This is a genomic window from Cupriavidus cauae (assembly GCF_008632125.1).
In the GTDB taxonomy this organism is placed as follows: Bacteria; Pseudomonadota; Gammaproteobacteria; order Burkholderiales; family Burkholderiaceae; genus Cupriavidus; species Cupriavidus cauae.
In genome coordinates this window covers 42,909-60,399 of the sequence record NZ_VWRN01000054.1, presented here as the reverse complement: position 1 = coordinate 60,399, position 17,491 = coordinate 42,909, and the positions used below count along the sequence as shown (strand labels likewise).

General features: G+C 66.2%; 14 protein-coding genes, 1 tRNA gene and 1 pseudogene. 11 read left to right on the top strand and 5 right to left on the bottom strand.

What is annotated here, in order from left to right:
- The 4 genes and pseudogenes from F1599_RS22045 to F1599_RS22030 form a co-directional block, all read left to right on the top strand.
- A pseudogene (locus F1599_RS22045) lies at positions 1-152 on the top strand (allantoinase); the annotation flags it as partial.
- Positions 153-290: 138 nt separating this feature from the next.
- Positions 291-773: a 2-oxo-4-hydroxy-4-carboxy-5-ureidoimidazoline decarboxylase gene (gene uraD / locus F1599_RS22040; RefSeq protein WP_149318040.1), complete on the top strand. Its 483-nt coding sequence runs from the start codon at positions 291-293 to the stop codon at positions 771-773.
- Positions 774-1,004: 231 nt separating this feature from the next.
- Positions 1,005-2,069: a porin gene (locus F1599_RS22035; protein ID WP_149317981.1), complete on the top strand. Its 1,065-nt coding sequence runs from the start codon at positions 1,005-1,007 to the stop codon at positions 2,067-2,069.
- A gap of 272 nt (positions 2,070-2,341) precedes the next feature.
- A complete protein-coding gene (locus F1599_RS22030; RefSeq protein WP_006576013.1) occupies positions 2,342-2,587 on the top strand; it encodes a hypothetical protein in 246 nt (81 codons plus the stop codon).
- Positions 2,588-2,819: 232 nt separating this feature from the next.
- Here the strand turns inward: F1599_RS22030 and F1599_RS22025 are convergent, their stop codons facing one another.
- Together F1599_RS22025 and F1599_RS22020 are read right to left on the bottom strand one after the other, a co-directional pair.
- Positions 2,820-5,141: an NADP-dependent malic enzyme gene (locus F1599_RS22025; protein WP_150084585.1), complete on the bottom strand. Its 2,322-nt coding sequence runs from the start codon at positions 5,139-5,141 to the stop codon at positions 2,820-2,822.
- 340 nt (positions 5,142-5,481) lie between these two features.
- Positions 5,482-6,102 carry a DUF4136 domain-containing protein gene (locus F1599_RS22020; protein ID WP_150084589.1) on the bottom strand — a complete coding sequence of 207 codons (621 nt, stop codon included), beginning with the start codon at positions 6,100-6,102 and terminating at the stop codon, positions 5,482-5,484.
- Between the two features lie 412 nt (positions 6,103-6,514).
- On the opposite strand from F1599_RS22020, the gene pepN reads away from it, so the two are divergent.
- From pepN to F1599_RS22000, 4 genes are all read left to right on the top strand, one after another.
- Entirely contained in the window at positions 6,515-9,220 is a 2,706-nt protein-coding gene (pepN, locus tag F1599_RS22015) for an aminopeptidase N (RefSeq protein WP_150084584.1), read from the top strand.
- A gap of 240 nt (positions 9,221-9,460) precedes the next feature.
- Entirely contained in the window at positions 9,461-10,477 is a 1,017-nt protein-coding gene (locus F1599_RS22010; protein WP_149317977.1) for a class 1 fructose-bisphosphatase, read from the top strand.
- A 281-nt stretch (positions 10,478-10,758) separates the two neighbouring features.
- Positions 10,759-11,226, top strand: coding sequence for a hypothetical protein (locus F1599_RS22005; RefSeq protein ID WP_150084582.1), 468 nt, complete (start codon positions 10,759-10,761; stop codon positions 11,224-11,226).
- Between the two features lie 104 nt (positions 11,227-11,330).
- Positions 11,331-11,406: transfer RNA gene (locus F1599_RS22000), tRNA-Thr, on the top strand.
- Positions 11,407-11,519: 113 nt separating this feature from the next.
- Here F1599_RS22000 and F1599_RS21995 read toward each other — a convergent pair.
- Together F1599_RS21995 and F1599_RS21990 are read right to left on the bottom strand one after the other, a co-directional pair.
- Positions 11,520-11,894, bottom strand: coding sequence for a hypothetical protein (locus F1599_RS21995; RefSeq protein ID WP_190286430.1), 375 nt, complete (start codon positions 11,892-11,894; stop codon positions 11,520-11,522).
- Positions 11,891-13,501: an FAD-dependent monooxygenase gene (locus F1599_RS21990; RefSeq protein WP_149317975.1), complete on the bottom strand. Its 1,611-nt coding sequence runs from the start codon at positions 13,499-13,501 to the stop codon at positions 11,891-11,893. Before F1599_RS21990 ends, F1599_RS21995 begins: the two co-directional genes overlap by 4 nt.
- A gap of 107 nt (positions 13,502-13,608) precedes the next feature.
- Between F1599_RS21990 and F1599_RS21985 the strand changes: the two genes are divergently transcribed.
- From F1599_RS21985 to F1599_RS21975, 3 genes are all read left to right on the top strand, one after another.
- Complete coding sequence (locus F1599_RS21985) at positions 13,609-14,040, top strand: MarR family winged helix-turn-helix transcriptional regulator (protein ID WP_149317974.1); 432 nt, start codon at positions 13,609-13,611, stop codon at positions 14,038-14,040.
- 113 nt (positions 14,041-14,153) lie between these two features.
- Positions 14,154-14,582 carry a hypothetical protein gene (locus F1599_RS21980; protein WP_150084580.1) on the top strand — a complete coding sequence of 143 codons (429 nt, stop codon included), beginning with the start codon at positions 14,154-14,156 and terminating at the stop codon, positions 14,580-14,582.
- A 164-nt stretch (positions 14,583-14,746) separates the two neighbouring features.
- Positions 14,747-15,754 (top strand): hypothetical protein, encoded by a 1,008-nt coding sequence (locus tag F1599_RS21975; RefSeq protein WP_150084578.1) that lies wholly within the window; start codon positions 14,747-14,749, stop codon positions 15,752-15,754.
- Between the two features lie 57 nt (positions 15,755-15,811).
- Here F1599_RS21975 and F1599_RS21970 read toward each other — a convergent pair whose 3' ends face one another.
- Positions 15,812-17,320: a DUF342 domain-containing protein gene (locus tag F1599_RS21970; protein WP_223819813.1), complete on the bottom strand. Its 1,509-nt coding sequence runs from the start codon at positions 17,318-17,320 to the stop codon at positions 15,812-15,814.
- Positions 17,321-17,491 lie beyond the last annotated feature (171 nt).

The following is a 17,491-nucleotide window of genomic DNA, read 5'->3' as shown; positions in this document are numbered from 1 at the left end:
GCCGGCTGCTCGGCCGCCCTGGGCGCTTTCGCGCGCTGCAGCGTTTCCTGGACTACGTGCAGTCGCACGACAAGGTCTGGATCGCGCGCCGCATCGATATCGCGCGGCACTGGATCGAGACGCATCCGTACACGGCCAGTGCGCCGCGGTGATACGCCACGGTGATTCGCCGCGGTGATACGCCACGGCGGTGCGACACGGCGATGCCCCACCGCCATGCCCCTCTCCTGCGAACCCGAACCTGATAACCGAGTCCCGACGTGACCTACACCCTCTCCCAACTGAACGCGATGCCGTCCGCCGAATTCGTGCAGGCGCTGGGCGGCATCTATGAACACTCGCCCTGGGTCGCGGCCAGCGCCGCCGAGCAGCGTCCCTTCGCCGATCGCCAGGCGCTGGCCGCAGCGATGCGCGCCGCCGTCGACCAGGCCGGCGAAGCGGCCCAGCTCAAGCTGGTGCGCGCCCACCCGGAACTGGCCGGCAAGGCCGCGGTGCGCGGCGAGCTGACCGAGGAATCGACGCGCGAACAGAGCGGCGCCGGCCTGAATCAATGCACGCCGCAGGAGTTCGAACGGCTGCAGGCATTGAATGCCCGCTACAACGAGAAATTCGGCTTCCCGTTCATTCTGGCGGTACGCGGCTACGATCGCGCCGGCATCATCGACGAGTTCGCAAGACGCATCGAGAATTCGCCGGCCGATGAGTTGCAAACATGCATCAACCAGATCCATCGGATTGCCCAGTTCCGCCTCGACGACTTAGTATCCGGCTGAGTCGAAATTCCGCTCGCATGGAACATGCGCATGGAGCAAGACCGCGCATCGGACAAGGCCCCGGCAAGGGATCGCCGGCGCCCTGCCCGATGACACGATGAACGGCGCCCGAAGCCAGCGCCGTCCGCCGCCTGCACCCCCGCCACCGATGCCGGCGGTCATACCAAAAAGAGAACCCGTCAGGGACCCAGTACACAACGTTCCAACAGGATCAAACCACGGAGGTCTTTCATGCAGAAGCAGTTCAAGTTGGCGGCACTGGCCGCGGCCCTTTTCAGCGGCGCGGCCATGGCGCAATCGAGCGTCACGCTCTACGGCCAGGTCGACATGTTCGTCGGCGCGGTCAAGAACCCGGGCACCGGCGAGCGCGCCTGGGTCGCCAATTCGGGTGGCATGCAAACGTCGTACTGGGGTATCAAGGGTGCCGAGGATCTGGGCGGCGGGCTCAAGGCGATCTTCGACCTGAACGGTTTCTATCGCACCGATAACGGCCGCACCGGCCGCTTCGACGGCGATGCGATGTTCAGCCGCAATGCCTATGTCGGGCTGCAGAGCGACCGCGCCGGTACGCTCAAGCTCGGCCGCAACACCACGCCGTATTTCATCTCGACCATCCTGTTCAACCCGCTGGTCGATTCGTACGTGTTCTCGCCGGCGATCTTCCACACCTATTTCACGGCGACCAATGGCACCGTGTTCGATCCGGGCATCATCGGCGATTCGGGCTGGAGCAATTCGCTGGTCTATTCGACGCCGACCTTCGGCGGCCTGACCGCGAACCTGATCTATTCGTTCGGCGAGCAGGCGGGTGCCACCGGCCGCAACAAGTGGGGCGGCAACCTGATGTATTTCAACGGCCCGCTGGCCGCGACGGTGGCCTTCCAGCAGGTCAAGTTCAACAACGTGCCGGGCGATGTCACCTCGCCGGCCACGCTGGCGGGCTTCGACAAGCAGAACGCGGTGCTGGCCGGCCTGTCGTACGACTTCAAGGTGGTCAAGCTGTTCGCCCAGGGCCAGTACATCAAGAGCGACGTGACCAATGCCACCGGCGACATCAAGCACACCAGCGGCCAGATCGGCGCCTCGGTGCCCATCGGCGCCGGCAGCCTGCTCGCTTCGTATGGCTATGCGAAGGCCGAGAACAATGTCGACGACTTCAAGCGCAACACGTTCGCGATCGCCTACGACTACAACCTGTCGAAGCGCACCGACGTGTATGCCGCCTACTTCTACGACAAGATCACCGGCGCCGAGCACGGCGATTCGTTCGGTGTCGGCATTCGCCACAAGTTCTGATGAGGGGCGGGCCTGAACGGCCCGCGTTGGCCCTCTCGCTTGCCCTCTCTCCGGCGGAGAGGGCGGCCCCTTCGCTGCGGCGCAATGCCGCAGCACCGCCCTCCTTCCCGGCGCCCTTCGTTCTCTTCCCCGCTGCATCGCAACACCTTTTCCCTGCTGCCGCGGCGGGAATGACCGACTTCACCTCATAGGCTCATTCAATTGGCACGGCCCCGGACGAGTGCCTACATTGAACGTCCAGACCACGATTAGCCAAACGAGAGAGGTGACTCATGCGGCGATACGCAAAGACCCGGTCGGAGTTGATGGCGATCCTCAACCAGTGCCTCGATAACAATCCGGAATGCGGCGAGTGCGAATTGCATGCGGTACGCGTGCACCAGCCCGACCATACGGGATGCAATTGGAGCGCCGAGGTGGACTTTCCCCGTGCGGCCGAAGACAGCGTGTCGATGCAATTGCGCGCGGCGAAGTCGATCATCGTCGACATGCGCCAGCAGTACAACGTCTTGCAATAGCGCTGCCTTCGGCGCGACTTCAGCGATTACGCTGCTCCGCAACAGAGCACCGCGGCACCGAAATATCAAGCACCGGAATATCGAGCACCAAGTCGGCGATCACCAATACGACAGGCACCAATACGGCACCAGAACGACGATTGCAACACGCGACCGAATGTCGCAATGAAAAAAGCCGGGCACGCAGCCCGGCTTTTTGTTTGGATCGGCCACCGGCCGACCGTGCGTCGGATCAGCGCAGCGCGCCTGACTCCGCCACCGCCACCGCCGTCATATTGACGATGCGGCGAGTGGTTGCCTGCGGATTCAGGATGTGCACCGGCTTGGCCGCGCCCAGCAGGATCGGGCCCACCGTCACGCCCTGGCCGCCGGTGATCTTCAGCAGATTGAACGCGATATTGGCCGCGTCCAGCGTCGGCATCACCAGCAGATTGGCGGAGCCGGCCAGCTTGGTGCCCGGCAGGAAATGACGGCGCACGTCCTCGACCAGCGCCGCATCGCCCTGCATCTCGCCCTCGACTTCCAGCTCGGGCGCAATCTGGCTCAGAATCTCCTGCGCCGCGCGCATCTTGCGCGCCGAGGCGCGGTTCGACGAGCCGAACATCGAGTGCGACAGCAGCGCGACCTTCGGCGTCAGGCCGAAGCGGCGAATTTCCTCGGCCGCCAGCTGCGTGATCGCGGCCAGTTCGTCGGCGGTCGGGTCCTCGTTGACGAACGTGTCGGTGATGAACAGCGTGTACTTCTCCAGCATCAGCGCGTTCATCGCCGCCAGCACCTTGGCGCCGGGCTTCAGGCCGATCACGTCGCGCACATGCTCCAGATGCGCCTCGAAGCGGCCCACGGTGCCGCACAGCAGCGCATCGGCATCGCCCATGTGCATGAGCATCGTGCCGATCAGCGTGTTCGAGCGGCGCAGCGCGACCTTGGCCATGTCGGGCGTCACGCCATCGCGTCCGCGCAGCGCGTGGTAGGCCTCGTGATAGGCGCGATAGCGCGGATCGTCCTCGGGATTGACCAGTTCGAAATCGACGCCCGGCTTCAGGCGCAGGCCGGCCTTGTCGATGCGCATCTGGATCACGTGCGGACGGCCGATCAGGATCGGACGCGCCAGGCCTTCGTCGACCACGGTCTGCACCGCGCGCAGCACGCGCTCTTCCTCGCCCTCGGCATAGGCGACGCGCTTGGGCGCGGCCTTGGCGGCCGAGAACACCGGCTTCATGATCAGGCCGGTGTGGTAGACGTATTGCGTCAGCTGCTGGCGATAGGCCTCGAGGTCCTGGATCGGACGCGTGGCCACGCCCGACTCCTGCGCGGCGCGCGCGACGGCCGGCGCGATCTTCTCGATCAGGCGCTGGTCGAACGGCGTCGGGATGATGTAGTCGGGGCCGAACTTCAGTTCCTTGCCGGCGTAGGCGGCGGCCACCGCGTCGTTGGTCTCGGCCTCGGCCAGCTCGGCGATCGCCTTGACGCAGGCCAGCTTCATTTCCTCGGTGATCTTGGTCGCGCCGCAATCGAGCGCGCCGCGGAAGATGTACGGGAAGCAAAGGACGTTATTGACCTGGTTCGGATAGTCCGAACGGCCGGTCGCGATGATGCAGTCGGGGCGCGCGGCCTTGGCCACTTCCGGACGAATCTCGGGCTCGGGATTGGCCAGCGCCAGGATGATCGGCTTGTCGGCCATCGTCTTGACCATCTCGGCGGTCAGCACGCCGGCGGTCGAGCAGCCGAGGAACACGTCGGCGCCTTCGACGATGTCGGCCAGCGTGCGGGCCGAGGTGTCCTGCGCGTAGCGGGCCTTGTTGGCCTCCATGTTGGCGTCGCGGCCGACGAAGATCACGCCCTTCGAATCGACCACGTAGATGTTCTCGCGCTTGACGCCCAGGCTCACCATCGTGTCCAGGCACGCGATCGCCGCGGCGCCCGCGCCCGACACCGCCATCTTGACGCTGCCGATGTCCTTGCCGACCACCTTCAGGCCATTGAGCAGCGCCGCCGCCGAGATGATCGCGGTGCCGTGCTGGTCGTCGTGGAAGACGGGGATGTTCATCCGCTCGCGCAGCTTCTTCTCGATGTAGAAGCACTCGGGCGCCTTGATGTCCTCGAGGTTGACACCGCCGAGCGTGGGCTCGAGCGCGGCGACGATCTCGACGATCTGGTCCGGGTCGCGCGCATCGAGTTCGATGTCGAACACGTCGATGCCGGCGAACTTCTTGAACAGGCAGCCCTTGCCTTCCATCACCGGCTTGCCGGCCAGCGGGCCGATGTCGCCCAGGCCCAGCACCGCGGTGCCGTTGGTGACCACCGCCACCAGGTTGCCGCGCGAGGTGTACTCCGCCGCGGTGGCGGGGTCCCTGGCGATTTCCTCGCAGGCATAGGCCACGCCCGGCGAATAGGCCAGCGACAGATCGCGCTGGTTCGACAGCGCCTTGGTCGCGGTCACCTGGATCTTGCCCTTGGTCGGGCTGCGGTGATATTCCAGCGCGGCGAGGCGCAGTTGCGCTTCAGGACTGTTGGGGGCGTGTTGCGGTGCGTCACCGCTGGTCTTGCTGCTCATGTCGCTCGTCCGGAAAGAGGCCCAACATGGCGCCGTGCGATGCCGGCAGATGCCGATCGAACAGCCAGGGCCGAAAAAATCGAGCAGCTATTCTAGCCCAGCCGCAGTGCGCGAGTCGCGCCGATGGCGCCCTGCAGGGCCGCAAATGCGGGGAATTTGCGGTTAAAGAGCTTTTACCGGAATAGCGTCAATGGCGAATGGAGCAGAGCAGGCGGATCGGTGCGAACCGGAGGCGAATGCGCCCTGCGCGATCCACCAGTAAAACAAGACGCCGGCATGCCTCCCTTGGCGAAGGCATGCCGGCGTCCATGCCGGCGCACCGGAACCGCGCCGTTTCGCGCTATCTCGCGTTCTTGTCGACCTCCAGCGTCACGCGCCGCGGCCGGCCGCTTTCCATCGGAAATTCCGCGAAGGCGCTGCGCACCAGATACGGCATCAGCCCCGGCATCGTGCTGCCTTCGCTCAAGTTCTGCGCGGTGACCTGGTAGACCCGCTTGTTGCCCGCGGCTTCGCGGATGAAGACGCGCAGGCTCGCCAGCGTGGCCGGCACGTCGCGGATCACCGTCTGCGGCGGCCAGTAACCCGGACCCCAGCCCCAAGGCCCCCACGGGCGGTAGTAGCCGTACGGGCCCCAGTAAGGACCCCACGGGTACCAGGGATCGGGATAGTAGGTCTCGTGCACGCGCACCAGGCGCGGATCGGCATCGAAATCGAAGCTGACCAGATAGCGCGCCTGCGAGCGGGCCACCTGCGTGAAGCCGTGGCCGGCCAGCGCGTCGGCGATCCAGTTCTGATAGGTGGCGCGGTCCAGCTGCGCCTGCTGCTCCTGCTGGCCCTGGCCCTTCTCGGCCTCGAAGGCGTAGGTGCGCGGCGGATCGTTCTGCCAGCCGGGCTGGCGGAACGCCGTCACGTCGGTGGTCACGGTGCTGGCGCAGCCCGACAGCAGCAAGGCGCCGAGCATCGCGGCACCGGTCCATCGGGTCCACCATCGCGCCCAAGATCGTCCGGACCAGCCTGCCGGCGAGCCGGCGTTGCCGGCCCGCGCAGCGCCCTCACCGCGGCCGCCCACGGTGCCCAGCCATTGGCCCGCCCGTGCACAGGCCTTTCGCCATTGCCACATGATGTTCTTCCTTCTGTTCATGGTCCCGCCGATAGGTGGTGCTGCCGACAGGGTGGCCCTGCCGACAGGGCGCCACCCGAGCGCACGTCGACGGATTGCGCGGGGGCGGTCGGCGGGCCGCCCTCTCGTTGCATCAGACCGGCCGCGTGCGCCGGAATTCCCTTGGCGCCATGCGGCCATGCCGTGCTTGGCTACAATGGATTACCCGGCGCCCGGCGCGCCCGACTCACCGCCTTCCAGGACAGGACCATCCATGCTCCGCACCGATACCCCCGTCACCGTCCACCGCAAGGACTATACCCCGCCCGCCTTCGCGATCGAACACGTCGACCTGGTGTTCGAACTGGATCCGCAGCGCACCGTGGTGACCAGCACGCTGCGCTTTGCCCGCCGCCAGGCCGGCGCGCCGCTGGTGCTGGCGGGCGAGGCGCTCGAACTGCTGGGCGTCAGCGTCGACGGCCAGCCGCTCGCCGACTATCGCCAGGACGACGGCGGCCTGACGCTGAACGGGCTGCCCGAGCAAGGCACGCTGCAGATCGTCAGCGCCTGCCAGCCAGAGGCCAACACCACCCTGTCGGGCCTGTATGTCTCCAATGGCAACTTCTTCACGCAGTGCGAGGCCGAGGGCTTTCGCCGCATCACCTATTTCCTCGATCGTCCCGACGTGATGGCGACCTATCGCGTCACGCTGCGCGCGGACAAGGCCGCCTATCCAGTGCTGCTGTCCAACGGCAATCTGATCGGCGAACAAGAGCTGGACGGCGGCCGCCACGAGGCCGTGTGGGAAGACCCCTTCCCCAAGCCCTCCTATCTGTTCGCGATCGTCGCCGGCAAGCTGCAATGCATCGAGCAGCGCATCACCACCGGCTCGGGCAAGGAGAAGCTGCTGCAGGTCTGGGTCGAACCGCAGGACCTCGACAAGACGCAGCACGCGATGGATTCGCTGATCCATGCGATCCGCTGGGACGAGCAGCGCTTCGGGCTGGAGCTCGATCTGGACCGCTTCATGATCGTCGCCGTCGGCGACTTCAACATGGGCGCGATGGAGAACAAGGGCCTGAACATCTTCAACACCAAGTACGTGCTGGCCAATGCGGCGACCGCGACCGACACCGACTTCTTCAATATCGAATCGGTGGTCGGCCACGAGTACTTCCACAACTGGACCGGCAATCGCGTGACCTGCCGCGACTGGTTCCAGCTGTCGCTGAAGGAAGGGCTGACGGTGTTCCGCGACCAGGAATTCTCCGCCGACATGATGGCGCAGCAGGGTGCGGACGACGGCTCGGCCCGCGCGGTCAAGCGCATCGAGGACGTGCGCGTGCTGCGGCAGGTGCAGTTCCCCGAGGACGCCGGCCCGATGGCGCATCCGGTGCGGCCCGACAGCTACGAGGAGATCAACAACTTCTACACCGTGACGGTGTACGAGAAAGGCGCCGAGGTCGTGCGCATGTACCAGACCCTGCTGGGCCGCGACGGCTTCCGCAAGGGCATGGACCTGTATTTCCAGCGGCACGACGGCCAGGCGGTGACCTGCGACGACTTCCTCGCCGCGATGGCCGATGCCAACGGCCGCGACCTGACCCAGTTCGGCCGCTGGTACAGCCAGGCGGGCACGCCCGTGGTCGGCGTGCACACCGACTGGGACGCCGACCAGGGGCGGCTCACGCTGACGCTGACGCAGCAATGCCCGAAGGTCGGCATCGAGACCCAGCCCGGCACGCCGGAGAAGCAGCCTTTCCATATCCCCTTCGCGCTCGGGCTGATCGGCGAGGACGGCAAGGACCTGCCGCTGCAGCTCGACGGCGAGGCCGCCGCGGGCGACACCACGCGCGTGCTGAACTTCACCGAGGCGCGGCAGACCTTCCGCTTCGTCAACCTGCCCAAGGGCCCGCGCGCGCCGCTGCCCTCGCTGCTGCGCAACTTCTCGGCGCCGGTGATCGTCGATGTCGACTACAGCGATGACGAGTTGACCTTCCTGCTGGCGCACGACAGCGATCCGTTCAACCGTTGGGAAGCCGGCCAGCGGCTGGCCACGCGCGCGCTGCTGAAGCTGGTCGCCGACGTGCAGGCCGGGCGTGAGCTCGAGCTGGACCACGCGCTGATCGGCGCGTTCCGCTCGGTACTGACCGACACCTCGCTGAGCCCCGCGTTCCGCGAGCAGGCGCTGATGCTGCCGGCCGAGGCCTATCTGGCCGAGCGCATGGGCGTGGCCGACCCGGCGGCGATCCATCGCGCGCGGCAGTTCATGCGCGCCGGCCTCGCTCGCACGCTGCAGAGCGACTGGCTCGGGGCCTACGAAACCAGCGCGACCACCGGTCCGTATCGTCCCGACGCGGAGTCGGCCGGCAAGCGCGCGCTGCGCAATCTCGCGCTCGGCTATCTGGTCGAGGTCGGCGACGACGCGATGTATGCGCTGGCCGGCGAGCAGTATCAGCAGGCCGACAACATGACCGACCGCTTCGCCGCGCTGACCGCGCTGGTCAACAGCTTCGCGCCGGGCCGCGAGGCCGCGCTGGCCGACTTCTACCAGCGCTTCGAGCACGATCCGCTGGTGGTCGACAAATGGTTCTCGCTGCAGGGCATGCAACGCGGCGAAGTCGGCCCGCATGCGGGCAAGCGCACCATCGACACGGTGCGGGCGCTGATGCAGCATCCCGCCTTCACGCTGCGCAACCCCAACCGGGCGCGGGCGCTGATCTTCAGCTTCTGCTCGGGCAACCCGGCGCAGTTCCATGCCGAGGACGGTTCCGGCTACGAGTTCTGGGCCGAACAGGTGCTGGCGCTGGACGCCATCAACCCGCAGGTGGCGGCGCGCCTGGCGCGCGCGCTCGACCGCTGGCAGAAGTACACGCTGCCGCTGCGCGACAGGATGCGCGCCGCGCTGGAGCGGGTCGCCGCGGCCGACAAGCTGTCGCGCGACGTGCGCGAGATTGTCGGCAAGGCGCTGTCGGCGTGATGCGGGCCGCTGGGGCCGATGGCGGTGCGGTTGGAGGCGCAGCCGCGTGCCCGGTTTGGGGGCGCGGTTAGCCTCCCCGTTGGGGGGCGTGGTTGGGTGCCCGCCAGGGTGCCCGCCGGAGGTCTCGGGCGGGTGCCAGTTGGGTGCGATAGCGAACCGGCCATTGCGGTCCAGGCCCACCGGCATCGGTGGGCCGCCCGCCCCGGCCTGTAGAATGGCGGCCATTCAAGGAGGAAACCCATGACTCGCATCAGCCTGACCCGCTATCTGGTCGAGGAACAACGCAAGCACAACACCATCCAGCCCGAATTGCGGCTGCTGATCGAGGTGGTCGCACGCGCGTGCAAGGCCATCTCCAACGCCGTCAGCAAAGGCGCGCTCGCCGGCGTGCTCGGCTCGGCCGGCACCGGGAACGTGCAGGGCGAAACCCAGCAGAAGCTGGACGTGATCGCCAACGAAGTGCTGCTCGACGCCAACGAATGGGGCGGCCACCTGGCCGCGATGGCGTCGGAGGAAATGGACTCGTTCTACGAGATCCCGAACCGCTATCCGAAGGGCGAATACCTGCTGCTGTTCGATCCGCTCGACGGCTCGTCGAACATCGACGTCAACGTGTCGATCGGCACCATCTTCTCGGTGCTGCATATGCCCAAGCCGGGCCAGACCGTCACCGAGAGCGACTTCCTGCAGCCAGGCACGCATCAGGTCGCGGCCGGCTACGCGGTGTACGGCCCGCAGACCACGCTGGTGCTGACCGTCGGCAACGGCGTCCATATGTTCACGCTGGACCGCGAGGCGGGCAGCTTCGTGCTGACGCAGTCGGACGTGAAGATCCCCGAGGACACCAAGGAATTCGCGATCAACATGTCCAACATGCGGCATTGGGCCCCGCCCGTGCGCCGCTACATCGACGAATGCCTGGCCGGCGAGGAAGGCCCGCGCGGCAAGAACTTCAACATGCGCTGGATCGCCTCGATGGTCGCCGACGTGCACCGCATCCTGACGCGCGGCGGCATCTTCATGTATCCGTGGGACAAGCGCGAGCCGGAGAAGCCGGGCAAGCTGCGCCTGATGTACGAGGCGAACCCGATGGCGATGCTGGTCGAACAGGCCGGCGGCGCGGCCACCAACGGCCATCAGCGGATCCTCGAGGTCCAGCCGGAAAAACTGCACCAGCGCGTGTCGGTGATCCTGGGCTCGAAGAACGAGGTCGAGCGCGTGACCGGCTATCACCGGGAAGCGCAGGCAGGCGGCTGATACGCCTGGCTGCACCGCGGCCGGCCGTTGCGCCTGCCTGCGGACCGGCCTTTGTGTCTGCACGGTGACCGGCCTCCGGGAGAGGCCGGTCTGATCCGGACCGGCTTCGACGTGCCCGTCCTCGCCTTGCCTCGCTGAATGGGAGCCAACCGCAATGCGGTGGCTCCTTTTTCTTTGGGCAGCGCAAATCAGAATCCGCTCATTTCCCCCGCCTCGACGCGTCCCTACCCTGCTGTTTTCTGCACCACACTTCTCCCCCAACAAGCAGCAAGGAAACCGCGATGGTCCCCCTCTCGGATGCCGGCGCCCGCTACGCCATCACCCCACCGATCAACCCGCCGGCCACCGCCATCACGCCGGCAAACCCGCCCTGCGGCGAGGCCCCGCTCGAACGCGCAGCCGTGCAGGCCCTCGCCATCCGGCTGCACGAGACGCTGGACGTCGCGCTGCACTACGGCCTGAGCGACGGCATCGACCTGCATGTCTGCGACCTGCGCCAGCTGGCCAACTGGGGCGTGCCGATCAGCGCCCAGGAGCGCGAGTTGTACTTCTATCCGTGGACCATCGACGCATCGGACCCCGTCTTTCCGGTCACGCTGGTCCGCCTGCGCGAATTCGTCGCCGCGATCGACGCCATGCTCGCCACCCTGACACGGCCCGACGAGCCCATGCCCGCCCATCGCGCCGATGCCGCCAATCGCGCCGATCCCGCCAATACGGCCTCTCCCGCCGACCGCACCTTCGGCTGACCGGCGCCGGCACGGGTGGTGAAAAAAGTGCGCCGAGGGGCTTCACAGCCGCCTGATCCGCTGCTATTATTGCGGGCTCTATCCGGTTCCAAACCGGTAGTGTTGCCGAAGTAGCTCAGTCGGTAGAGCAGCTCATTCGTAATGAGAAGGTCGGGGGTTCGATTCCTCTCTTCGGCACCAATGGATCCAAGCACAAAGCCCAACCCGCGCGGTTGGGCTTTGTCGTTTCTGGGGGCCCGGCGGCCACCATGCTCAACCCGATCCGGCGATCGCGGGTCTGTTGACGAAACCTGTCATGGTTCGCGAGCGCTCGTCGTGGCTGTCCGGGTAACGATGATGCCCACCAAGAGCGTGATGACCAGCGCCGCATGGAACGCCTTGTCCTCCCACGTTTGCGGGCCGAAACCGAGTGCAATCGCAAAGGCGCCAACGAGTGTGCCCAGCAACGCGAAGCCTTGCGCACCGAATGCAATCCAACGTGCCCGCGAAGGGAGGATCAAGCAAGCCGCGAGGCCCAGAACCAGCACGGCTCCAATCACGCCTTCCGCGGTTGCGGCACGCGAGTGCGGATAACCGGCGAACAGCACACCGGCATGGACCACAGAAGCCAGCGCGAAGAGCACGCACTCGCCGGCAAGGAAAAGAAGCATTGTCGTGCGGCGGTTCATCGGCCGCCGCCCCCTCGACGGTCTGCGCGGTGAAGCCCCATTCGGGCGAGAGCGTCGTTCAGCACGCCCCTGTCATTGGCTTCGCCGCACGGGGATCGCCACAGCACAAAGCCATCGGGACGAACGAGCACAGCACCGCTGCTGTCGAGGCCGTAGGCCGCCGGCCATCGGTCCTCGGGAATGAGCCCGCCGCCGGATGAGGAAAGCAGATGCAGATCGATCGGAATGCCAAATTCCTCCGTGACCGCCTCCGTAACCGCTCGCCACGCTGGTCGACTGCATAACAGGACAAGATTCCGGCCAAACAGGTCGTGCGTCGAAATCCGGTTCCCATCGCATTCGATCACGAGATGGGGCGCGCGCGTGCCGGGTTGGCCCGACAGTCCCGCCACGGGCTCGAACGGCCGATCGGGCGGCGGGCCCTCGAGCGACACGGCCCCGGCATCGTAGCGCTGGCCGAACACAACATCGTAGTCGTCGACCAGGGGAACCGGAGCGGGCAGGCGGCCCGCAGGATCCTGGAACCATTTCTGCAGACGGGAGAGCGCCTGCGCCAACGTGGCGGCGATTACCGGACGACGCTCCTGATCATAGGTACCGAGCAGCCTCTCGTCCGCCTCGCCACGGACGACCATGGCGAGCTTCCATGCAAGGTTATGGGCGTCGTGGATGCCTGAGTTGCCACCGAAAGCACCAGTCGGCGGCATAAGGTGCGCGGCATCGCCTATCAGGAAGCCGCGGCCTTCACGAAAGCGGTCGGCAATGCAAGCGGCCACTTCCCATGACCGCGCGTCGACGAGATCCGCCTTGACGCCGGATCGCCCGGCGGCACGCTCGACCAGTTGGCGGCAGCAATGCGCATCGAACGATTCCGGCCGTTGGCCCTCTTCCGGAAAATATTGCAGTGCCAGCAGCCAACGTCCGCCTTCGCGAGGCGTCATGGTGCCGTTGAGATCGCTGACGAAGCAGGAGGTGAAGCGCTTCCCATTGAGTACCGGCGGCAGGTCGGTATCGAAGATGACGTTCATCCAATGCTGCAGCACACCGGGACCAGTGCGGCCGATACCGAGCTGGTCCCGCAGCGTTCCGTTTGCGCCGTCCGCACCGATCAGGTAGTCGGCGCCCACGGTCTCTTCCGCTCCGCTTGCCCGATGACGAATGCGGGCGTGAACCCGACGCTCGTCCTGCTCAAACGAGACGAACTCGGTGTTGAACCGTATGTCGGCACCAAACTGCTCGGCGCAATGCCGCAGAATCGGTTCGAGGACATGCTGGTCACAAGTCGCGGGCTGCGTGGGGCTGTATGGACTGGCGTCAGGCCAGGCCGGGCCGCTCCAATGGACATCGGGATCCGCGAGGTTCCTGGCTCGCGCAATGCCGCCGCCCTGCTGGTCGCCGGTGCGGCTGGCGCGTATTTCCGTCTCCAGGCCAAGGCCCCGAAAAATCTCCATGCTGCGCGGCGATATCCCGGCAAACTTGTATTGAATCGACGTATCCGGATGACGCTCAATGACCATGCAGCGCACGCCCTGACGGGCAAGAAGCGCGGCGGCCGTCAGGCCGGAGAGCCCGCCGCCGACGACAAGAACGGACGTTTGCGTGCCCATGGAACCTCTCCTGGTTGACGCGCGCGAAGGCCTCCGCGCAAAACTTTCATTGACAAAAATATTTGACCAATCAAAATATGTCAACCTCCGCCAAACGACAGGGCAGCATGACGAAATCCCCCGACAGCAGCGGCGAACGCGCAGCCGAGGCGTGGCGCTCGATGTTTGAGTTCCTGATGCGCTCCGCGCCGCAGCGCTTGCGGACTCAGCAGGAGCACGGGCTTACGCCGAACGATTCCCGCGCGTTGTTTTCACTGGATGAAGACGGAAGACCCATCGGCGTGCTTGCCCGCGAATGGGGATGCGATCCATCGACCGCCACCTGGCTGGTCGACCGGTTGGAGCGTGCGGAACTGGCCGAGCGCATTCCTTCGCCTGACGACCGTCGCGTAAAACTCGTCCGCGCGACGAAGAAGGGCCTCGAGACCAAGACCGTGTTGATGGCGGCCTACCACCGTCCTCCAGCGGAAATGTCGAGCCTTTCGCCCCGCGAGTTGGACGAGTTGACCCGCATCTGCAGGAAGTTGTGCGGTCGCTGACGGGACGCCGATTCAAAGGGCCCTCCTGATTGCCCCGCCTTTCGGAATCCGCTCAACGCCAACCGCGCTGGCGCCGGATAAGCTCGAACCTCCTCCATCCGCTCGAGCTCGTCATGAATCCGATCACCCCTCACCGTCGGCCACAGGTATTTGCCTTTGCATCCATGCCCGAAGCCCCGCCCTCGCAGAACGTCGCGGCAATGCCCAAACACGGCGCGGACGACAACGGCCCGCCGGATTGCACCGCAGTGCGCGCGATGGCGATGCGATTGGACCAGGCGATTGGCAGCGCCGGCTCGAACGATCCCGATGCCTTCGTCACGCTCCGCGTCGCCGACCTGCGGCAAATGGACAGCTGGGGCGTCACGATCCACGGCGAAACGCTGCGAAGTTATTTCGACCTCGGCTCGATCGACGACGTGGAACAGCGCTATCCGGTAACGCTGGACGAAGCGCGATGGTTGCGGCGCGCTCTTGCGGCGTTGAATGATGGTCATTGCGCGTCCATCAATCGGAATCGGCGTTGGCGGCCGATGGCCTAGGAGCCGTGCCCCGGGCACCTGTTTTGTTGGAAGCGCGGCGCCCCTATCCCATCTACCTTTCGCCGGTCAACCCCACTTTGCGGCCCCCACTTTTGGGGAACGCCTTGTTAATATCCCGCGCGGCTTCGGCCGATAAAAACAACGGTGAATAACAAGGAAAAGAGATGAGAAATTGGACGGGATTTACCGCAACGGTATTCGCGGCAATGGTGCTGAGCGGATGCGGCGGCGGTGGGGATGATGGCGGCAACGACACGGGCTTCCAGCTGTCGGCCAGCCTGGACGGCACGCCGGTCAGTGGTTTTGCGCTGAAGGATGGTGGCACCACGACGCTCAATATCGAGTCGGGCCAGGAAGTGCGTCTGAGCGCCAGTAACGGCGTGACGTGGACGGCCAGCATGGAAAAGACCACGATCCAGCCCAAGAGCCAGAACAGCGCCGTGTGGGATGCCGTGCTGATCAGCCCGGAAGGCGGCACGGTGACGCTGGTGGCCAAGTCCGCTGCAGATGCGACCAGGCTTGCGACGATCCGTATCGAGGTGCCGCCGCACCGCTATGCGCGGGTGGCGGCCAAGGTCGGTGAAACCACCTTCTGGCGCGAACAGGGAACGACTGTCGACGGATCCCCGATCGACGTCACCTATCGGGATACGACGGACGCGGTCGATGCACAGGGTGGATTCACGATGAACCGCTATCGCATCGACGGCACGCTGACCGACACCTTCCTCAACGACGCCGACCGCAACCGTACGGCCCGCATTCGGGCAAGCAATCCAACCCAGACCTGCACGTTCACGCCGAAGCGCGAACATTTCCAATACCCGATGTTCGTCGGCAAGACCTGGACGTCGGGCTGGCAGTATCAGTGTGGCGCGTATCACGAAACCGCTGCCTTGCAAGCCAATGTGGAAGCCTTCGAGCAAGTCGCAGTCGGTAGCGATACGTTCGATACGCTGCGCATCAAGTATGACGTGGCCTTCACCAATTCGAACGACGGCACCCTGTCCAACGGCATCACCGGCAATGCTGCCTATCGGATGGACTACCGCTGCTGGTGGGCTACCGAACTTGGCCGCGCGGTCAAGTGCGAGTTCAACTACAGCTATGCCGGCATCGAGCCGGCCGGCCATATCCGACACTACGTGCAGACGGCAACGTCGCTGCAATAAGGGAAGCGCGGAAAGCGCATCCACTCGATGAAAAACGGCGCCGCGGCGCCGTTTTTTTTATTCCCGCACCACCCCGATCCCCTCGCCGACCAGCCGAAGTTCCACCTTCGGCATGTCCTCCATCACGCGCATGGCCTTCTGGCCGATGGTGACGCTGACCCCGCCGTGCACCTTCTTGCCGACCACCACGGCGGCGTCCGGGCGCGGGTGCAGCTGCTCGGTCAGCCTGGCCAGATGGGCGTCGGTGTCGAGCATGTCGCGCGTGTACTTGAACAGGGTGGCCCGCGCCTTCTCGCGCAGTTCCGGCGTGGCGCGCTCGGGGTTCTTGGCGAAGAAGGCCATCAGTTGCTGGATCTTGGCCTGCTCCTGTTCCTGCCGGCGCTTGTCCGCCTCGAGCGCGGCCTTTTCGGCGTCGGCATAGGGGTTCAGGCCGACGTGGATGGCGGTGGCGGTGCCGGCCGGCGCGCCGAGCGTGCCGGTGCGCACCGCATGCCAGGCGCGGCAGCGGCCGCCGGTGATATTGCCGCTGCCGACCGCTGGATCGCCCGCAGTGATGGTCTCGCCCGCGGCGACATCGCTCTGGCGAATGCCGCTGTCGACGGTGACCGTGGTGCCGGCTTCGACCACGGCGTTTTCGATGAAGCGGGCATGCACCGATCCCTTGCACTGGATCCGCGCGACGGCGCTGGCCGGATCGTGGGGTCCCTCGGACTTGCCGATGATGCCGCCGCTGACGACCACATTGCCGCCTGCCTCGACATGGGCGGCCTCGATGGTGCCGCCGACGATCACGTCGCCGGCCACGCGCACCGACATGCCGGTCTTGATATCGCCGCTGACGCGCAGCGTGCCTTCGAACGCAATGTTGCCGGAGTGCATGTCGACCGCGTCCACGGCGACGACCGGGTTGACGCTGACGCCGCGCGCGCGCACCGACGGCAAGCCCGCCACCGTCGCCACCAGCAGATTGGGGTCGTTTGCGTCCTGGGCCACGCCGTTCAGGCGTTCGGCGAACGGCGTGTCGGCGACCTCGGGAGCCGGCAACACACGGCCGAACACGTCCTGCCCCGCGGTGCCCGGCACCGCCGGGATACGCCGCATCAGATGCGTGCCGGGCTGCACCAGCAACAGGTTGCCGAGGTCGCGCAGATCGATGCGGGCGCGGTCGTCCTCGGCGCCGCCGCGGCGCGGCTCGAGCAGGTTGATGAAGCGCGCCGGCGTGCCGCGCGTCGGCGCCGTGCCGTGCACGATCGGCAGATCGTCGCAACGCCCCGCGGCGAAGGCCTCGGCCAGCGCCGGCTCGTCGACGGGCAGCTTGATGCCGCGCCCCGCCAGCACGATACGGACGTCGTTGGGCTGCACCGCGCGGCCGCCCTCCGGCGGCCATAGCGTCAGCCGCACCGTCAGCGAATCGGCATCGATGTCGATCTCGAAATAGCCGTCGACCAGCTCGCCGATCACCGCCTCGGCCGGCACGCCATCGCGATGGCAGGTCAGCAGGAAGGCCGCGATAGCCTGCTCATCGAGCTTCGCTTGCGCCCAGCCTTGGGCCTCGAGGGCCGCCATCAAGGCAGCGCGATCGGGCGGCCCCCCGGCCCCATCGGCCCCATCGGCCCTATCGGCCCTATCGGCCTCCGCCGGCGGCTCGTACCGCGCCCGCACGGACTTGTCCGTGTTCTCCACCCACACCCGTACAACCGAAGCTGCTACGTCGCCCATCGCGTCCTCCAGCCGTCT